Origin of the sequence: Tunturiibacter gelidiferens (genome assembly GCF_014201335.1) — a bacterium.
GTDB lineage: Bacteria > Acidobacteriota > Terriglobia > Terriglobales > Acidobacteriaceae > Edaphobacter > Edaphobacter lichenicola_E.
In genome coordinates this window covers 70,562-88,340 of the sequence record NZ_JACHEB010000007.1, presented here as the reverse complement: position 1 = coordinate 88,340, position 17,779 = coordinate 70,562, and the positions used below count along the sequence as shown (strand labels likewise).

General features: G+C 58.5%; 17 protein-coding genes. 7 read left to right on the top strand and 10 right to left on the bottom strand.

From position 1 onward, the window contains the following. Positions 1-18: 18 nt before the first annotated feature. From HDF14_RS15230 to HDF14_RS15195, 8 genes are all read right to left on the bottom strand, one after another. The gene (locus HDF14_RS15230) at positions 19-1,212 is read right to left on the bottom strand and encodes a tetratricopeptide repeat protein (RefSeq protein WP_183978230.1); all 1,194 of its coding nucleotides are present in this window, start codon (positions 1,210-1,212) and stop codon (positions 19-21) included. Between the two features lie 102 nt (positions 1,213-1,314). Beyond that, entirely contained in the window at positions 1,315-2,010 is a 696-nt protein-coding gene (gene queC, locus HDF14_RS15225) for a 7-cyano-7-deazaguanine synthase QueC (RefSeq protein WP_183978228.1), read from the bottom strand. Next, positions 1,997-2,302: a DUF2007 domain-containing protein gene (locus HDF14_RS15220; RefSeq protein ID WP_183978226.1), complete on the bottom strand. Its 306-nt coding sequence runs from the start codon at positions 2,300-2,302 to the stop codon at positions 1,997-1,999. Before HDF14_RS15220 ends, queC begins: the two co-directional genes overlap by 14 nt. 18 nt (positions 2,303-2,320) lie before the next feature. Beyond that, complete coding sequence (locus HDF14_RS15215; RefSeq protein ID WP_406707225.1) at positions 2,321-3,142, bottom strand: DUF3108 domain-containing protein; 822 nt, start codon at positions 3,140-3,142, stop codon at positions 2,321-2,323. Between the two features lie 58 nt (positions 3,143-3,200). Beyond that, positions 3,201-3,794 carry a methyltransferase family protein gene (locus tag HDF14_RS15210; RefSeq protein WP_183978224.1) on the bottom strand — a complete coding sequence of 198 codons (594 nt, stop codon included), beginning with the start codon at positions 3,792-3,794 and terminating at the stop codon, positions 3,201-3,203. After that, entirely contained in the window at positions 3,791-4,942 is a 1,152-nt protein-coding gene (locus HDF14_RS15205; protein ID WP_183978222.1) for a glycosyltransferase family 9 protein, read from the bottom strand. Before HDF14_RS15205 ends, HDF14_RS15210 begins: the two co-directional genes overlap by 4 nt. A gap of 39 nt (positions 4,943-4,981) precedes the next feature. Continuing rightward, on the bottom strand, positions 4,982-6,010 hold the full coding sequence (lpxK, locus tag HDF14_RS15200; RefSeq protein WP_183978220.1) for a tetraacyldisaccharide 4'-kinase: 1,029 nt from the start codon (positions 6,008-6,010) through the stop codon (positions 4,982-4,984). Further along, complete coding sequence (locus tag HDF14_RS15195; RefSeq protein ID WP_313899595.1) at positions 6,007-7,302, bottom strand: 3-deoxy-D-manno-octulosonic acid transferase; 1,296 nt, start codon at positions 7,300-7,302, stop codon at positions 6,007-6,009. The genes lpxK and HDF14_RS15195 overlap by 4 nt, the downstream gene beginning before the upstream one ends. A gap of 61 nt (positions 7,303-7,363) precedes the next feature. On the opposite strand from HDF14_RS15195, the gene HDF14_RS15190 reads away from it, so the two are divergent. Both HDF14_RS15190 and HDF14_RS15185 read left to right on the top strand, forming a co-directional pair. After that, positions 7,364-8,062: a hypothetical protein gene (locus HDF14_RS15190; protein WP_183978218.1), complete on the top strand. Its 699-nt coding sequence runs from the start codon at positions 7,364-7,366 to the stop codon at positions 8,060-8,062. A 16-nt stretch (positions 8,063-8,078) separates the two neighbouring features. Then, positions 8,079-8,603, top strand: a complete 525-nt coding sequence (locus tag HDF14_RS15185; protein WP_183978216.1) for a GNAT family N-acetyltransferase — start codon at positions 8,079-8,081, stop codon at positions 8,601-8,603. A 25-nt stretch (positions 8,604-8,628) separates the two neighbouring features. Here the strand turns inward: HDF14_RS15185 and HDF14_RS15180 are convergent, their stop codons facing one another. Further along, a complete protein-coding gene (locus HDF14_RS15180) occupies positions 8,629-9,207 on the bottom strand; it encodes a hypothetical protein (protein WP_183978214.1) in 579 nt (192 codons plus the stop codon). A gap of 338 nt (positions 9,208-9,545) precedes the next feature. Between HDF14_RS15180 and trmFO the strand changes: the two genes are divergently transcribed. From trmFO to HDF14_RS15160, 4 genes are all read left to right on the top strand, one after another. Beyond that, complete coding sequence (gene trmFO, locus HDF14_RS15175; protein WP_183978212.1) at positions 9,546-10,907, top strand: methylenetetrahydrofolate--tRNA-(uracil(54)-C(5))-methyltransferase (FADH(2)-oxidizing) TrmFO; 1,362 nt, start codon at positions 9,546-9,548, stop codon at positions 10,905-10,907. Positions 10,908-10,976: 69 nt separating this feature from the next. Then, entirely contained in the window at positions 10,977-11,456 is a 480-nt protein-coding gene (locus tag HDF14_RS15170; protein ID WP_183978210.1) for a MarR family winged helix-turn-helix transcriptional regulator, read from the top strand. Beyond that, complete coding sequence (locus tag HDF14_RS15165; RefSeq protein ID WP_183978207.1) at positions 11,453-13,081, top strand: chloride channel protein; 1,629 nt, start codon at positions 11,453-11,455, stop codon at positions 13,079-13,081. Before HDF14_RS15170 ends, HDF14_RS15165 begins: the two co-directional genes overlap by 4 nt. Positions 13,082-13,331: 250 nt before the next feature. After that, positions 13,332-13,529 carry a hypothetical protein gene (locus tag HDF14_RS15160; protein ID WP_183978205.1) on the top strand — a complete coding sequence of 66 codons (198 nt, stop codon included), beginning with the start codon at positions 13,332-13,334 and terminating at the stop codon, positions 13,527-13,529. A gap of 162 nt (positions 13,530-13,691) precedes the next feature. On the opposite strand, the gene der is transcribed toward HDF14_RS15160, so the two are convergent. Next, complete coding sequence (der, locus tag HDF14_RS15155) at positions 13,692-15,608, bottom strand: ribosome biogenesis GTPase Der (protein WP_183978203.1); 1,917 nt, start codon at positions 15,606-15,608, stop codon at positions 13,692-13,694. A gap of 105 nt (positions 15,609-15,713) precedes the next feature. On the opposite strand from der, the gene HDF14_RS15150 reads away from it, so the two are divergent. Next, positions 15,714-17,762, top strand: a complete 2,049-nt coding sequence (locus HDF14_RS15150; RefSeq protein WP_183978201.1) for an ATP-dependent DNA helicase — start codon at positions 15,714-15,716, stop codon at positions 17,760-17,762. Positions 17,763-17,779: the final 17 nt, after the last annotated feature.

Sequence of the window (17,779 nt, the reverse complement as noted above, 5' to 3'; positions counted from 1 at the left end):
CTCTTACTTCTTGCAGAATTACTTCTTTCCAGCCTTGAAGGTCGACTTCACTGGTGCGCCGATACCCTCGAGGATACCCTTCACATCTGCGGCGTGCGCACCATCTGGAGCCAGTTCGAGATACTCCTGGTAAGCCTCGACGCAGCCGGGCGGCGCCACAATCTTCTGTGTCTTGGGATCGACGGTAGCCTGCGGAATCAGCGCCTGTCCCTTGATGTAATAAGCATCTGCCTTCTTCGGATCTGCTGCGATTGCTTTGTCCGCAGCGGCACCTGCCTCGGTCAGTTTGCCTGCGTTGTAGAGGACGGCTGCCTCGTTGTAGTAATACATGCCCGCTTTATCCGGCTGGGCTTTGGCCGCTTGATCGTAAGCGTCTGAGGATGCCTTGGCGTCACCAAGATCTGCCTCTGCCTTTCCTAACTGGTTGTAGGCCACGCCGGCGGTCTCAGGGCTCGGCTTTTTGGAAGCTGCATTTAAATCCGCGGCCTTCTTATAGGAGGTAGCGGCATCGGTGTACTTCTGCAGGATTGCTGGATCAGTCGCCGAGGTACCTGCCGACTTGGCAGCTTTAGCCGCAGTCTCTCCGCTACCGAGCTGCGCATCTCCAAGTGTCACCCAGAGAATTCCCTCATCGGGCTTGCTCTCGGTGGCCTGCTTCATGGCAGTGATCGCGGAGTCGTAGTTGCCTGCCTTATTGTCTGCGCGGGCTTGGGTGAGCAGAGCATTCAAGTTCGCAATCTTCGCATTGCCAGCGACTACTTCCGCGTTCTTCTTCTTGTACTCTTCAAGCGCCTTCCGATCTTCCGGGCTCATCTTGCTGATGTACTCCGGACGAGACATGTCGAAGTTCACCAGCTTGTCTTCATCTTTGGCGATTGGAACGTTCTCGTTAAAGTCCAGGCTCTTGTCATCCTGGAAGACGAATACGACATAGTTTCCCGCAACGATCCCGGTGCCCTTGTAGTCTCCGTTTTGATCGATGGGAAATTTATAGGGGTACTTGCGGTCCTTTGCCTCGGACGAACGATCCGTCGTCAGCCTGACCTCGCCTTTTGTAAGCGCGATGCCTGCAGGATTGAGAACATGTCCGTGAATACTTGCCGTTCCCGCTGCTGCTGCCTGTGCTGTCAAGCGAGTGGGCTGTGCCATCGCCACGATCACCAGCAGAGCGGCTGCCAGGGTGCTGCTTACCTTGAATCCAATACGTTTCATGCTCTTTTCTCCTGGCCCATCGGTGCGGGCGTAAGTGTTTCCTGCAAAGCGGATTGTACTTCCTCTAGTTTGACTCACTCAATTTGATGCAAAATGCAGCGGTCACAGGACCGCATACGGTATGGGATCGACCGCGCCGGCTTCACGAAATGCCCGCAGTCGCAGAACGCAGCTCTCGCACACGCCGCAGGCCTTGGTTTCACCGGAATAGCATGACCAACTTACATGGAACGGTGCACCCAATTCAACTCCCAGCCGGACGATCTCGCTCTTGCGCATCTCGATCAACGGTGTCGCAACCCGAATCTGCCCGTCTTTGGTGCCCATCTTGATGAGTTGATTGAACGCATCATAGTAAGCGGGACGGCAGTCGGGATAGCCGGAGCTGTCCTGTTCGACTGCTCCGATAAAGACCGTCTCTGCGCCTAAGACCTCTGCCCAGCTCACCGCCGCCGAGAGAAAATGCGCATTTCGGAAGGGAACATAGGTAACCGGCACTTCGTTTCCGATGGCCGCCTCATCCCCTGCCACAGGCACCGCGATGGCGGTATCGGTCAACGCCGACCCACCGATACGCCGAAATAGATCGATCTTCAAATGCATCAGCTCTTTTACTCCAACAATGCGGGCTACTTCCTGGGCGGAGAGCAACTCTCGCGCCTCTGTCCTCTGCCCATAGCTGAAGTGGACCGCGAAGACGTCGTAGTCCCGAGCCGCGAGCGCCGCACAGACACAGGAGTCCATTCCGCCAGATAGGCAGAGCACGGCACGCGGACGACTCCCGTCAGCCTTTGTCATCGCCTGCCTCCAGTTCGTGCCGCTCCTGATCGGTTAGTTCATCCCCGGTCAGCTCTCCGACTGCCTCGCCCAGAATCTCCCGTGCAGTCTCTTCATCCTGCTTGTGCACCAGCAGGCGTGCGCGAAACGCCAGCGCCAGCAGGCTGTTGGCGTTTTCGCCCTGAAGAAAACATTCAATCCCTGCCGACTCGAGCATCCCCTTCGCCATCTGCGCATTTACGGGCTCAAGAAACTTGCCCACCGTTACGAACTTATCCGGATCCAGTCCTGAATCCTGCGTTGAATCTGTCATCAAAAGCCGTCTTTCGTCTTACTTCGTTTCGTACGACTGCAGGTGGAAGGTGATCGTTCCCCAAAACAGGCGCGCCTGAATCTGCACCGGCATATGCCGCGCATCGTCGGTATACCAAACCCAGATATGCCCGCGGTTCTTCACTATTCCCTCGTCAGCAGTGGGCTCGACCTTGAGCGTCTGGAAGGTCCCCGCTGGCGTCTTGATCTCTTCCTTGGACTCCACCTTCATTGCTACCGTCACGGTACGCATGGAGTCGGCGAGCGGAAGCCGGATACTCTGGCCCACGGCCATTGGCTGCGATGCCGCATAAAACATGGCGGAAAGCGAGTCGGTCACGCAGGCTGGAATCGACGCTACCTGCTCCTTCGAGGTTCCCTTTACGAGATTCTTCTCAACCTGCTTCTGCTTACCCTGCGAATAATCGAAGCTCAGCTCGCTCGAGACCTTCCGCCGCCCCTCCTGCACCTGCTTGCTGAAACCGGTCGAGCAGCCTGTTTTGGTGTCGAATCCGGCCTGAAACTTATCCACTACGGGAAACAACATCGTCACCGCGCCGGTAGTGTCGGCCGTAGCCGTGATCTTTTGTACGGTCCCTTGCTGCTCTATTTGAAACACGGCTGTCCCAGCTGTGAAGACTCGCCAGTCAACGGTAAAGGTCAGCGTCTGTTTCTCAGGGAAGACAAAACTCGGTTGCGGCGGCTGCAGGGTAGGAATGACCACTGGTGTTGGTGCCGGCTTCGGTCCCAGCCCCAGAAGTTGCGCCCTCGCGGTGAGCGAGCCGATGGAACACGACATCAAGAAGGCAAACGCAAGAAAGATCCGTTCCGGCTTCAGCAAAGGGCAGCACTCTCACGAGTTGAAGTTTGTGGGCCATTCCGCCCCAGCCTCCCCGCCTTCAGCGTGGAACCCCCGTCACCCCGTGGTGATTGAGAAAAAGCCGGACCGCCAGCGCAAGATAAATCGCGCCAGCACCCATAAGAGCATTGTACTCGCGGTGGTGTTGCCACTGTCCCCAGGAGAACCTGCCCAGGCTCGCGTTTTGATCGGCCGGAAACGACGCCGGGGTGAGCCGTGGCAGCAGGCGCGGTACCTTCGCAGCATATTCTTCGAAGCCCGCAAACTGCTGCCGCAGATAGCCTTCCTCACTTTGAATGGTGGGAATATAGATCACCGCAAACAGCGCCGCCAACGCAATCAGAATCACCCAGCTGCCCGCTGCGGCCGCGAACCCAAAAGCGATCAGCATCGATCCTAAATAGAGCGGATTCCGCGTGTACGCATAAGGCCCAGTGAACGTCAGCTCAGCATTCTTGCGAACGTACCCAGCCGCATAGGCGCGCAGCCACACACCCGGTACCACCAGCAGAAGGCTCAGCAGCATGGTCTTTCCGGTTGGTCGCGCCAGCCACAGAAATACCGCAGCAAAGACAAATCCCAACGGCACGCGAATTCGCCGCGCGATTCTCTGCCAACTCGTTCGTTCGCTCACCCCTTCACTTTATCCTGTCCGGTACGTAGTAACTCGAGCGCAGCCTCCACGACCTCGTCCACGGTTATCTGCATCAACCCCGATTCAGTGCGTGAATGTCGCGAGTGGTCGGTACGGCTGGACTCATGCCGCAGCACTCGCGCCTTCGTACCGTCGGCCATATAGGGGCCATTCCGCGCCGGATCGGTCGGCCCATACAAGCCAACCACCGGCCGCTCCAGCGCAGCAGCCAGATGCAGCGGTCCCGTATCCCCGGCGATCACGACCCCAGCTCTCCGTACCAGCGCGATCATCTGCTCGACCGAGCAGGGTACCGAGATCGCCACGTCGTCACTCGCCTCGACGACTGCATCGGCGAACCGATGTCCGGGAGACTCATTCACCAGTACGTGATATCCCGCCCGACCCAAAGCTGCCGCGACGGCGCCGTATCTCTCCGCCGGCCATTGCTTCGCGCCCCATCCCGCCGTAGGTGCGAGATAGGCAAACTTGTTTCTGATCGACGTGGTCTGGGTCAGAAGTCTGTCACACCATGCTTCCGCCTGCGGATTGATGGGAAGGGTGACCGCCGCCGGCTTCAGAGTCTCGCCAACCGCCGCACCCAGCAGCTCGCATCCCTGCTCCACCACATGGGTCGCGGTTGTCGTTACCCGTTTCCCATAAAGCCAGCGAGCCGCCGTCTCCCGTGCTTTCGCCGGTCCCACAAACACCTGCGCCCCGGCCATTCGCCCCGCTGTCGCAGACTTAAGCGATCCCTGCATGTCGACGCAGAGGTCGTACTCGCACGCTCGCAACTCACGGCGCGTCGCGTAAATCTCCTTCCGAGTGGATAACGCAAAAGGTTGTTTCTGCCATCCTCTCGCAGGAAACGGGTGCCACCGATCGACCAGCGGCCTGCTCTCACTGCGCCCCGCTTTGTGGATGATCCGATGGTGATCCGTCGAAGCCTGCAGCAGAACACTCCAGGCAGGCTCAATCGCCCATCCGATAAACCAATCCGGATGCAGATCGCGAAGTGCAGCCACTGCCGGCATCGCGTGCAGAACATCCCCCATCGCGCCGATCCGCACTATCAACACACGCTTCGTTCGATCCGCCGAGTGGCTCGCGACGTCGTGCGACGAAAAGAGCGTGCGTTCAGTGGCCAAGGCTAGATTTTCTCATGCAATACTAACGCTTCAACATCTCTAGCGCTTGCGTCGATCCAGCCTGCCCACCAGGTTCACCAATTGCTCCAGCGACTCTTTCTCGTCCAACAGCTCCACCTGCAGCCGCGCCACAACAATTGGCCCGATGGTCTCCAGTCTGTCCCGCATCATCGGCGTCAACTTTACGGCATCCTTCTCTGTCGTCACAAATCCATTCGCTTCGACCGCCCGGGCCTCGTACAACAGACGCGTAATATCCGCCTCGGTATAGGCGTGATGGTCTTCGAAGGTCACCGTCTTCACCGCTTCATAGCCTTGCCCGGCGAGCATTCGCGTAAAGCCTTCAGGCCGCGCAATTCCGCAAAAAGCAAACGGCATCGTCGGCAGAGCCACCTCTCCAGCCTCACCCAGGCTCAGTTGCCGCCGCGTCACCCAGATCGCCGGCTTGCCGTTTGATCCACTCAATCCACGGACCACACTCCTCAGCGAATCCGCCTCCTCCTCGCGCAGAATCACGATATCCGCCGCCGCCACGGCCTCGAGCGGCTCCCGCAGATTACCCGCCGGCAGCAGCGTGTCCTCGACATCCTCCCGCGTCAGCAGCACGATATCGACATCACGAGCCAACCTCCGGTGTTGAAATCCATCGTCCAGCAGATGGACGACTAGTTTTTGCGACGGCTCGCTCTGTTCTGCCATCACGCCAGCCTGGTAGCGGTCTGCTCCCACGTACACCGGCACTCCTGATCGCTGCGCCAGCAACACTGGCTCATCTCCATGCCATCTCGCGTCGTCGAACGGCTCGACCCTTGCAATCGTCTCAGAGTCGCGTTTATACCCTCGCGTCAGGATCCGCACTGCATAACCACGGTGCCGCAAAATCTCAGCCAGCATAAGAACCACAGGTGTCTTGCCCGCACCTCCCGCAGACACGCTGCCCACGCTGATCACAGTGCTCTCCAGACGACCTTGCTTCAACCATCCCCACGCGAACAACTGCCTCTTGAACGCAAGCCCAGCCCCGTACAGCGGAGTCAGCGGCAGCAGCCATGGTCGTCGTATCTTCATAGCGCTGCGCCAGCCCTCTGCTCCAATAACGAAACCAGAGCTTGCGCCGTTCGCGCCGTCGCTCCCGCCTCAGCTTCAAACACTGCTCGGCCACGTTGCCCAAGCGCCCGCGCGTCGTCCTTGCCCTGCAGGAGGCCAGCGAAAGTCGCCGCCAGTTCATCCGTGGTAACGATACGAATCGCCTCCGCCTCTCGCATGGCCTTCACGATCTCACGAAAGTTCTCGAACGAAGGCCCGATCACCACCGGCACTGCAAATTGAGCGGGCTCCAGCGGATTATGGCCACCCTTCGAAACCAGACTTCCACCAACGAAGGCCACCGTCGCCACTCCATACACCGATGCCAGATCCCCAATCGTGTCCAGCAGAAGAATCGTGCCGCCGGCCACAGGGTCGTTACTCTGTCCCAGCTGGCTACACCGGTAAACCGGTGATCCACTCCTCCGAATCAACTGCCAAACCTCTTCGAAGCGATCCGGATGTCTCGGAGCGATCAGCAACGACGCATCGGGAATACTCTTCAAAATCGTCGGCCACGCAGCCAATAGCGCCTCTTCTTCGCCCGCCAGCGTACTCCCCGCGACGGCGAGTTTCGTTCCGGAGACCATGGACGCGATCCTTCTGGCCATCTCGGTGTCGCTTCTCGACTGAACGTCATACTTCAGATTTCCCATCACTCGCACCCGCGCCGTCGGAGCACCAATCTTCGCCAGCCTCTCTGCGGTCTCTCGACTCTGCGCAAGAAACAGTGAAATCATCTCAAGAAATGGTCGCCACATCTGCCGCAGCCGCATGTACCTGGGAAATGACCGATCTGAGATCCTCGCGTTGACTACTGCAATTGGAACGCCATCCTTCGCGCACTCTTTGATCAATCGCGGCCAGAACTCGCTCTCCATCAGCACCAGCATCCGCGGCTGCAGCACCCGCAAATACCTCCTCACGGAGAATTTGAGGTCCAGTGGAAGATAAAACACCGGCGAATCCGGCAGTCTTTCCTTTGCCAGCCGCTGCCCCGTCTCCGTCGTCGTCGAAACCGCTACCACCCAACCCGGTAATCTTTCCTTCAGTTCGCGAATCAACCGGGTTGCGGCCATCACTTCGCCCACGCTCACCGCATGGACCCACACCACACTTTGCCCGTTCACCGCCGCAGGCAGCTCCTTTGGTACCATCCCCAGGCGTCCCCTCAGCCCGGCTCTGTATCGCCCGCTGGTTGCCATCCGCACCAGCCAATATGGGGCGCCCACCACCAGCACGGCCAGCAGCAACGAGCTATACATCACCATCATCACCGTCGCCGTGCCCTCGCTTTACCTTGTACGCCAGCGCAGATGATAATCAACCCTGGCCATGATGTCCTATAGGTTCCCCACGATTTCGATCCTACTAGTAATAAGTTTCTGCATCTTTGCAGCTACTACCCAGGCAGCCGACAAGAAAGCGCCCCCCGCGAAACCTGCCAATCAGTACGTCGCCTTCGAGACGCACGCCAACGAGAAAGTCACTGTCGCCGCCGACCCCTGCGACGACCCTAAAGACTGCGACTTCTTCCGCCTCCCCTACATCCAGCACGGCTTTGTTGCGATTCGCGTCGTCTTCACGAACGACAGCGACACGCCACTCTCTCTCGCTGACGCCCGCATCCAGTTCATCTCCATCAACAACGACAAGATTCCCGCTGCCACCGACGACGACCTCCAGCGCCGCCTCTTCTCCACCAAGGGGACAGCCGGCCGCAAAGTCCCCCTGCCGATGCCCCTGCCGCCGATCACCCTCCACGACAAGCCGGTCGACAAATCGATCACCAAAGACGACAACGATTTTGGCTTCAATGGAACCACCGTCGACCCGCACAGCACTCTCGCCGGCTATCTCTTCTACGACGTTCGCCAACTCCCTGACCGCCCCCTGAAGGGCGCCGAGCTCTACGTCAAGATGGTCCACACTCTCGACGGCAAAAAACAGCTCTTCGACTTCAACATCCCCTTCGACAAGTGGCTCGCCGCTCAGCCGGGTGCGAAGTCTGCCGACGACTCGTCCAAACCATGAACACAGGAAATCAGCGATGACCGACCGCCAATCACGCACAGACGATGCGCTCAATCTCCGCCCTGCGACCGCAGCCGACGTTCCGCAGATTCTCACCTTCATTCGCGATCTAGCCACGTTTGAGCGCGAACCGGACGCGGTTCTCGCCACGGAAGCCGACCTCCTTCGTGATGGCTTCGGGCCCAACAAACGCTTCGACTGCATCATCGCCGAGCTGACGAGCACAGACACGACCACCGCCGCGGGCTTCGCTCTCTACTTCTACAACTACTCCACCTGGCGCGGTCACGCGGGCATCTATCTGGAAGACCTCTACGTCAGCCCTGAGCATCGCGGAAAGGGAATTGGCAAAGCCCTCCTCACTCGCGTCGCCGCGATCGCCGTAGCTGAAGGTTGTCCTCGCTACGAATGGGCTGTGCTCGATTGGAACACGCCGTCGATCGACTTCTATCATCAGCTGGGAGCTGTGATGAAGTCCGATTGGAAGGGTATGCAAGTCTCTGGCAATGCCTTGGCCGCCCTCGCCGCACTATCCCGCTAGAAAAACGATCCTGTTAGAAAATGATCTACGCGCCGAGGAATTTGCCCATGGTGCCGTAGGTGCGCTCGGGCCTTGGGTCATCACGCAGCTGCAATCTCGAGGACGCCGCTCGTATGGTCGGAATCTCAGTCGGAACCACGGCAACGGGAGCCACAGCAACGGGAACCGCTTGAGGGGGGCGCCTGGCGTTTTGAATCCAGTTGCCGATCATCGTCACGATGCGTGCCGCCGCCAGACGCTGCGAGCCTGTTTCGTCCTTCGTCCCTCCTTGAAATACGTTCAGTACCTCCATCTCATGGCCGTCTGCGATCACCTGAAGAGTCCAGGTATTGCCTTCATTTGGAGACAGAAGAAAGATGGCCCGCAAACTCCTGACCACAAACTCGATGACCGCCACGCCGCGCTGCACATCAAGACGCGGTTCCAGCTCGAGCTTTTCCCTGCTGGTGAAGTCGAAAGCTTCTTCGATCCGGACGCCGAGCTGCTGCAGCAGACCTGCCCGCTCGCCCTCTCTGCGCCGTTCCTCTTCTTCTGCGACCTTACGATCGGCAGCTGCAACAACTATGCGAGCCTCTTCAAACACATCTACTAGCGTCTGTTCCATGGGGAACCTCTTGAGTTAAGGTCATTATGATCGAGACACCGCCAGCCCCCAACTACACAAATGGGTTATACCCAGCGACGAGATCTTGTATGTAAATCCCTGACGACAGTGTCTGCATGACTCCCTCTCGCACCCTGGTGCTTGACGCAGCCGTTATAATAAGAGGCAGGGGGCAAGACCAAATCCAAGCCACATCATCCTGCAACACCGCAGGTAACTCCTGTGGATGGAAGACTTTGCCCGGAGTTGGTCTTGGTATTCACCGGCTGACGCACTAAGTCCAGACGTAAGTTGTTTCATTGGAAGACTTTGACCGAACAAAGGGGAGAGGGGGAGGCATGACAGCCAAACGAATCAGAATCATCGGCGGTGGTCTCGCTGGCCCCGAAGCGGCGCTCCAAGCCGCCAAGCGCGGCTGCGAGGTCGACCTCTACGAGATGCGCCCCACCCGCTCCACCGAAGCACACCAGACCTCCGACTTCGCCGAACTAGTCTGCTCCAACTCCCTCAAGTCCGAGTCCGAAAACACCGCACCCTGGCTGCTCAAGCAGGAGATGCGCCAAGCGGGCAGCATTCTCCTTGCCGAAGCCGACGCCACCGCCGTTCCCGCCGGCCACGCGCTAGCGGTTGACCGCGTCGAATTCTCCAAACGCGTCGCTGAACGCATCGCCGCCGAGCCCCGCATCCGCGTTCACCGCGAAGAAGTCACCAGCCTCGACGAGCAAGCCACCGACACTCTCACGATCCTCGCCTCAGGGCCTCTCACCTCGCCGGCCCTCGCCGCCGAGCTCCAGCGTCTCACCGGCTCCGACCATCTCGCCTTCTACGACTCCATCTCCCCCATCGTCGACGCCACCTCCATCGACATGTCCAAGGTCTACTTCGCCGCCCGCTACGACAAAGGCACCGCCGACTACATCAACTGCCCCTTCACCAAAGAAGAGTACGACCGCTTCATGGACGCTCTGACCACAGCCGAAGCCGTCGAATCGAAAGACTGGGAGAAGTTTCCCGTCACCGGCACACCCGAAAAACTGCAGTACTTCGAAGGTTGCCTCCCCATCGAAGAGACCGCCCGCCGCGGCCGCGACACCCTACGCTTCGGCCCCATGAAGCCGGTGGGCCTCACCGACCCGAAGACTGGTCGCTGGCCCTACGCCGCGGTGCAACTTCGTCAGGAAAATCTTCGCGCCGACAGCTACAACCTCGTCGGCTTTCAGAACCACCTCAAGTACGGCGAGCAGAATCGCGTCCTCAAACTCATCCCCGGCCTCGAAAACGCAACGTTCCTGCGCTACGGCCAGATCCACCGCAACACCTACATCCACGCCCCATCGCTGCTCACCGAAACCCTTCAGCTCAAGGCCCACCCGCGCATCATGATCGCCGGTCAACTCAGCGGCGTCGAAGGCTACACCGAATCCATCGCGTCAGGCATGTTGGCAGGCATCTACGCCGCCGCCATCGCGAACGGCAACGCGCCGCAACCAGCCCCACGCCTCAGCGCCAACGGCTCGCTCACCCACTACATCACCCACGCTGAAACAAAAAAGTTCCAACCTGCCAACATCACCTTCGACCTCCTCCCGCCACTCGAAGAAGATCTCCGCAAAAAAATCCGCGACAAAAAAGAACGCCACAAAATCCAATGCGACCGCGCCCTCGCCGCATGGAACGAGTGGCTCGGCTCCTCGCGCTAACGAATCTTTTATGAATCTCATGCCTCATTTTTTGAATCTATATATATCGTAATACGATATAATTTCGATATGACGAAATCTCTTCCAACTGAAGATCGCCAACAGCTGCAGACCCTGGCAGAGTTTCGATACACGCTCCGGCAGTTTCTTCAGTTCAGTGAAAAGTGCGCCGAGCAGGCGGGTCTTCATCCCCAGCAACATCAGCTGCTTCTACACCTCGCCGGAGCCCCCGACGGAGTCGAGACCACGGTATCATATGCCGCTGAGAGGCTGGGACTACGACATCACACCGTCGTCGAGCTCAGCAATCGTTGCGTGGACGCGGGCTTGATCCTTCGCAAAAACGCTGCGACCGATCGTCGTCGCGTGGTCCTGCAGGTTACGCCGAAAGGTCAGCGGATACTGCAGACTCTATCCGACGATCACGAGCGTGAGTTGTACGAACTGGTCCCCAGGATGGTCCGCGCACTGACGACGATTCGTAACTCTCACAAGCTCAGCGCACGCGAACACGCAAGCCCTCCCGCGACTAAAGGAAACTCCAAATGAAGTCGGAACCATCTGCTCTACGCGATTTCACCGTCGATCGGAGGGTCTGGCTGCTCTCTGGTGTCTCGATCGGAATCGGCGTCTGCGCAACAGGGCTGGCTGTTCTACTGTTGCGCCTAATTGCTCTCTCTACCAATCTGTTCTACTACCATCGGTTCAGTGCTGCCGCGGTCTCACCCGCTGGCAGTCCGCTCGGACACTGGATGGTCGTCGTGCCCGTAGTCGGCGGACTTATCGTCGGACTGATGGCACGGTTCGGTTCGGACAAGATTCGTGGCCACGGAATACCCGAGGCCATCGAAGCGATTCTCCTTCATCGCGCAAAGGTAGATCCGAAGATCGCAGTGCTGAAGCCGGTCTCCGCGGCAATCGCAATCGGATCCGGCGGACCGTTTGGCGCCGAGGGTCCCATCATCATGACCGGCGGTGCCGTCGGGTCGCTCATCGCGCAATGGATGCACGTCACCGACGCGGAACGGACGACCCTGCTGGTCGCCGGAGCGGCAGCCGGAATGTCGGCGACCTTCGCGACTCCCGTCGCGGCGATCCTTCTCGCGGTTGAGCTCCTTCTCTTTGAATGGCGGCCGCGCAGCCTCGTTCCGGTTGCCATAGCGAGTGCCACCGCAGGCCTCCTCCGTGTTTACTGGCTCGGCGCTGGACCATTGTTCCAGATGCCCGCTCTCAGTGGAACTCATCGCATCGCCTTTGCCATGGGTGCTTTGATGCTGGGTGGTTTGCTGGGTCTGGTATCAGCCGGGATGAGCCGTCTGATGTATGCGTTTGAAGATCTCTTCGAACACCTTCATGTTCACTGGATGTGGTGGCCCGCCATCGGAGGAGTAGGGATTGGAGTTGGAGGACTGTTCTTCCCGCGCGGACTCGGCGTGGGGTACGACAACATTGCGGTGCTGTTGCATGGCAACGCCACCATCGGTCTCATCGTTGGAATCCTCATCGCAAAATCGCTGATGTGGGCCTTCTCCCTCGGATCAGGGACATCAGGCGGTGTGCTGGCGCCCTTGTTGATGATTGGTGGAGCAGTCGGTGCGATGGCCGGACATCTGGCCCACTCATCGGTCGAAGCGCAGGCATTCTGGGCGCTGATTGGGATGGGGGCAATGCTCGCAGGCGCCCTCGGCGTTCCTCTTACGGCCATTCTCTTCAGCCTGGAGGTCACGCATTGCCTGCCCGCTCTCCTGCCGCTCACCATGGCTTGCATCGCTTCGTACCTTGTGACCTCGCTGCTCATGCCGCGATCGATCCTCACCGAAAAACTCAGCCGGCGTGGATACCATCTGACCCGCGAATATGGCGTGGACCCGCTGGAGTTGGTCATCGTTCGAGAGCTGATGTCTCCCTTGAGCATTCCCGCGTCGGTTCCGGGAGCGAATGCCAAACTCCCCGAGTTTTACGCCTATGCGGACGGAACTGCACGCGGCGCGGCAGAGATCATGGCAATGGAAGGCCTCGAAACTTTGATGGTCATCGATCGCGGTACCAGGCAGGCCTGCGGAACGATCTCGCTCAGCGACCTGTTACGCGGACGAGTACGAACGGTAGAGCGCGAAAACGAACGCCTGAGACTGTTTGACCATGTGCCACCAGAGCGCGGTGGCCACAATTGACCCGATGAGTATCAGCAAATTGTGTCAAGACCCAAAACGCATGAAACCTGCGCCAATCAGGAAGATTCGCGTGGCGTATTAGTTCGGTGCAAACTGCTAAAATTAAAGTATGGATTCAAGCAAGCCCAGGCTCAAAAAGCCGGGTTCTGTCGTTTAGAGGAAAGACCAAGAGTCAACGACAATAAATACGTGGGTTAGCCCAAGCGGCCTAGGCGCTGGTCGCCTTCATGCAAGCCAGGAGTGCGCTAGCATGGCTGGCATGATCCATTTAATTCTTTGGCTGGCAATGATGGCAGTTTTTATTTGTGGCGTTATAGGCATCGTGAGACTGGCGAATAAGTTATGGGCGGTCAGTACAGCGCTTGGATGGGCAGTTCTCATCGTTCTGATGTTCGTTCTTGCGGCGGCACTCGGGGCTGGAAATCAACTCATCAAACATTTGGGTTAGCCAACGTATTTATTGCCGAGCCAACTTATTGAAAATAAGTATTTTAGGCGCAAGTCGTTTAGATGCAATATTTTGCAGCCGGTAGCACTCTGTATGTCAATGGGAGCATGAGACTTAGACGCAAATTACCCCTCGGGGGGGAGGGGGCATTTGGGCAAATAGCTACTCCGCCTTCTTCTTGTTTCGCGCCTTGATCTTGAACCAGATCGGGCTTCCGATGAACCCGAAGTTCTCGCGAATCTGGTTGGCCAGAAATCGCTCGAACGAGAAGTGCATCTTCACATCTTTGTCGGTGAACAGCACAAACGTCGGAGGAGCGACCGCGGCCTGCGTCATGTAGTAGATCCGCACGCGCTTGTTCATCGGCACACTCGCCTTCTGGAAGTCCACCTTCTCCAGAAACCGATTCATCTGCCCAGTAGTCACGCGTTTGCGTCGCTCGCGCGCGACCAGTTCCACCTTCTTGAAGACCTGCTCGATGTTTTTTCCATCCGCCGCAGAAATAAACAAGAGTGGAGCGTAGTCGAGGTACTTCAACTTATCTCGAACGTCCTGCTCATAGAGCTTTTGATCCGCAGGAGGTTTGCCATCAAACAGACGCATCCCATCCTTCCCGGTGCGGGTCATCAGGTCCCACTTGTTCACGACGATAATCACGCTGCGACCGCTCTCATGCGCGTATCCGCCGATGTTCGCGTCGAGCGCCGCGACCCCCTCGGCCGCATCGATGATTAACAAAGAAACATCCGCCGCCTCAAGATGCTTCCGGGCCATGATGACCGACAGTTTCTCGGCCATCAGCTTCGTCTTACCCTTCCTGCGGATTCCCGCAGTATCGACAAATCTGAAGCTGTGCCCGTCCCTCTCGACGACTTCATCCACCGCATCGCGAGTTGTTCCAGCAATCGGCGAAACGATCGCCCGCTGCTTACCAGTCAGAGCATTCAGCAAGGTGCTCTTGCCTACATTCGGGCGCCCAATGATGGCAACCTTCGTCTCGCGACTCTCATACTCGCCGTGCGACCGCAGCATTCTCGGACGCTTCGGCGCGACAACATCAGCGTCTTCGGAGACAAGCGCAGCGCCGGGAGCAATCGAATAGTCCGGGCCTGTTTCATCCTCCTCCGCCTCGTCGCTCTCCGTGAGCATCACCTCCGGCTCTTCGATCACCGCTGCCGGCTCCGGAAGAACCTCAAACACCGCATCCAGAAGATCTCCGATGCCCGAGCCATGCTCAGCCGAGATCGGCAGCACGTTGCGGAACCCAAGCCGTCGAAAGTTCTCCGCCTGCGACTGCATCGCATCGGTATCCATCTTGTTGACCGCGAGAAATACCGGCTTACCCCCGCGGAGAAGCAGACGAGCAAGTTCGAGATCGGGCGAAGCCAGCTCCGTCCGCCCATCGACCACCATCACAATGGCGTCCGCCTCTTCGAGCCCAACCTTTGCCTGCCGGAAGATCTCCGCAGGAATCAGCGCTTCGTCATCGGGCACAACTCCGCCCGTATCAACGATCCTCGCGTCGCGGCCCATCCATTCGATCTCGCCGTAGATGCGGTCGCGCGTAATGCCTGGCTCATCGCCCACAATCGACCGTCGCGAGCCCGTCAGACGGTTGAACAGGGTGCTCTTGCCAACATTTGGCCGGCCACAAACCGCTATGAGCGGCAGATCACGAGCATCTGCGCTCTCGGTCTCCGTGACCATCTGCGAAGCCAACAGCTCAATATCGCGCCAGTCCTCTTCACGCCCGTCCATATTCGACGACCGTGGCGTCTGGCGCCCCACGATCCTATCGGCCGGTCTCACCTGCTTCACCCGGGGAGCCGTTCCCTTCGGGGTTTTAGCTGAACCCGCCCCATCCGTACGAATGGTCTTCCGCTTTTCCCGCTCCGGAGACTGCTTTGTTATCCGCGAGGCTTTATCTGCCGCTGCCCGCTTGGTCGACAGCACCTTCCGCTTCCGGGGATCTACCGCCCCGGTCGTGGGCGTAGCCTTAGGGGCGCGCCCCTTCTTCGGTCGGGTAGATGCCTGCCTGTGCTTCTTGCCTAACCGCTTCCTGTCGTCTCGCTGCGCCATTGATCGTGCCTTCTCTCGGCACCGTAGCGCCTTTCCTATTATAGGGAGCTAAGCTACTCACCCCCGACGCGGCTCGTCCCGACTATCATGGGGTAGCCCATCCTGATGTCTACAATTGCCCCCATCTCGATCACACCGGCCTCACCGGAGAATCCGCCAAACCTTCACGACTTTTTCGCCCAAGGCGGCATACTTTCCCGTTCTACCTTGTCGTTTGAATATCGTCGCGGCCAGTATGACATGGCAAAGGCCATCGAATCAGCATTCAAGGAAAAGCGCCATCTCATCGTCGAAGCCGGTACTGGCACTGGTAAAACCCTCGCTTACCTATTGCCGGCCCTCCGTCTTGCGCGCGAACGGAACCAGCGCGTCATTATCTCCACGGGCACGAAAAACCTGCAGGAACAGCTTTATTTCAAGGATGTCCCGTTCCTTGAGTCTCTTCTCGGCCCGCTGAAAGTTTGCTATATGAAGGGGCGCGCCAACTATCTTTGTCGCCACAAGCTCTACGCTCTTCGCGACAATCCGCTGCTCAACGGCTTGGAAGAGATCGACCAGTTCCACCAGATCGCCACATGGGAGAAGGTCACGGACACGGGCGACCGCGTAGAGCTTGACCACCTTCCCGAGTCGTCCGCTCTTTGGCATAAGCTGGACGCCCGCACCGAAGTCTGTCTCGGTCAGACCTGCCCGGACTGGGAGCGCTGCTTCGTTACCGCCATGCGTCGCAAGGCCCTCGAGTCAGACATTGTCATCGTCAACCATCATTTATTTTTCGCTGACCTTAACATCAAACAGCAAGCCGCGCGTGCACCGGACGCTGGCATCCTTCCGGAAGCTGCCTGCGTAATCTTCGACGAGGCGCACGAACTCGAAGAGGTCGCCTCCAATTACTTCGGCATTGGACTTTCGACCCAGCGTATCGACGAACTTACCCGCGATGTAGAAATCCTCCTTAAAGCGAAGCAGGCCAGCAGCAGCGCTATCGAAAGTGCTTGTGCCACCCTCAAAGACCGGTCTCGCATGTTCTTCTCGGTGCTTCCGGCTGACTCTGGTGGAAATTTCAACGGCGGGGGTCGCATGCCATTTCTGCACCGCGAAGCCTTTCTGGAAGAAAGTGGCGACACTTACATCGCGACCAAGAATGCTCTCACCCGTCTAGAAGGCGAACTCGATTTCCTCAAGAACGTCGAAGAGTCCTCTGGCCTTCGCAAACGCACCGCCGACATTCGCGCCCACCTCACCTTTCTTCTCGAGTCTCCCGACCGCAACACGGTCTTTTGGATCGAGCGACGTGCTGCGGGTGGTGTTCGTAACGTGGCTCGGGGTGCGGCCTACGCGAGCTTCCACACCCATCTCCAGGCCACGCCCATCGACGTCTCAGAACTGCTTACCGCGACACTCTTTGACACCTACAACTCGGTCATTCTCACCTCTGCGACGCTTACGGTATCAGGTGGCTTCGATCACATCCGCAAACGCCTGGGTCTTCATACCACCCGCGAACTCATCGTTCCTTCGCACTTCAATTATGAGCAGCAAGCCCTTCTCTATCTGCCGCCCAATATGCCTGATCCACGCGAGCCAGATTTTCCAGAGCGCGCCGCAGAGCGCATTCGTCGCGTCCTCGAGATCACCAAGGGGCGGGCTTTCTGCCTCTTCACCAGCTACTCGCAGATGCGGAACACCTACGAGAGACTGCTTGCCGAGCTTCCGTATCCATTGCTGTTGCATGGCTCGGCTCCTCGCCAAGTCCTTTTGCAACAGTTTCGCGATACGCCCAATGCCGTCCTCTTCGGCACCTCGAGCTTCTGGCAGGGGGTCGATGTGCAGGGTGAACAACTTTCCTGTGTCATCATTGACCGCCTCCCCTTTGCTGTTCCCTCCGACCCCATCGTCGAAGCTCGCATGGAAGCTATCGAAGCTCTCGGCGGCAAACCTTTTTTTGACTACCAAATCCCTAACGCCGTCATCACGCTCAAACAAGGGTTTGGCCGACTGATCCGCTCGCTCAACGATCGCGGTGTACTCGTGCTCCTCGATCCACGCATCCAGCGCCAGCGCTATGGCCGGATCTTCCTCGAGTCCCTTCCACCCTACCGCCTCACACAAGACATCACCGACGTTGAACAGTTCTTTGAGCGTCCCACTTGACACGAGCTTGACTCGCC

What these genes read in the sequence shown, in the direction of transcription:
- HDF14_RS15160 (WP_183978205.1), top strand. Translation starts at nt 13,332, where the DNA reads ATGGCTGGCATGATCCATTTAATTCTTTGGCTGGCAATGATGGCAGTT.
- HDF14_RS15150 (WP_183978201.1), top strand. Translation starts at nt 15,714, where the DNA reads ATGTCTACAATTGCCCCCATCTCGATCACACCGGCCTCACCGGAGAAT.
- queC (WP_183978228.1), bottom strand. Translation starts at nt 2,010, where the DNA reads ATGACAAAGGCTGACGGGAGTCGTCCGCGTGCCGTGCTCTGCCTATCT.
- HDF14_RS15170 (WP_183978210.1), top strand. Translation starts at nt 10,977, where the DNA reads ATGACGAAATCTCTTCCAACTGAAGATCGCCAACAGCTGCAGACCCTG.
- HDF14_RS15220 (WP_183978226.1), bottom strand. Translation starts at nt 2,302, where the DNA reads ATGACAGATTCAACGCAGGATTCAGGACTGGATCCGGATAAGTTCGTA.
- der (WP_183978203.1), bottom strand. Translation starts at nt 15,608, where the DNA reads ATGGCGCAGCGAGACGACAGGAAGCGGTTAGGCAAGAAGCACAGGCAG.
- HDF14_RS15165 (WP_183978207.1), top strand. Translation starts at nt 11,453, where the DNA reads ATGAAGTCGGAACCATCTGCTCTACGCGATTTCACCGTCGATCGGAGG.
- trmFO (WP_183978212.1), top strand. Translation starts at nt 9,546, where the DNA reads ATGACAGCCAAACGAATCAGAATCATCGGCGGTGGTCTCGCTGGCCCC.
- HDF14_RS15195 (WP_313899595.1), bottom strand. Translation starts at nt 7,302, where the DNA reads ATGATGGTGATGTATAGCTCGTTGCTGCTGGCCGTGCTGGTGGTGGGC.
- HDF14_RS15180 (WP_183978214.1), bottom strand. Translation starts at nt 9,207, where the DNA reads ATGGAACAGACGCTAGTAGATGTGTTTGAAGAGGCTCGCATAGTTGTT.
- HDF14_RS15190 (WP_183978218.1), top strand. Translation starts at nt 7,364, where the DNA reads ATGATGTCCTATAGGTTCCCCACGATTTCGATCCTACTAGTAATAAGT.
- lpxK (WP_183978220.1), bottom strand. Translation starts at nt 6,010, where the DNA reads ATGAAGATACGACGACCATGGCTGCTGCCGCTGACTCCGCTGTACGGG.
- HDF14_RS15185 (WP_183978216.1), top strand. Translation starts at nt 8,079, where the DNA reads ATGACCGACCGCCAATCACGCACAGACGATGCGCTCAATCTCCGCCCT.
- HDF14_RS15230 (WP_183978230.1), bottom strand. Translation starts at nt 1,212, where the DNA reads ATGAAACGTATTGGATTCAAGGTAAGCAGCACCCTGGCAGCCGCTCTG.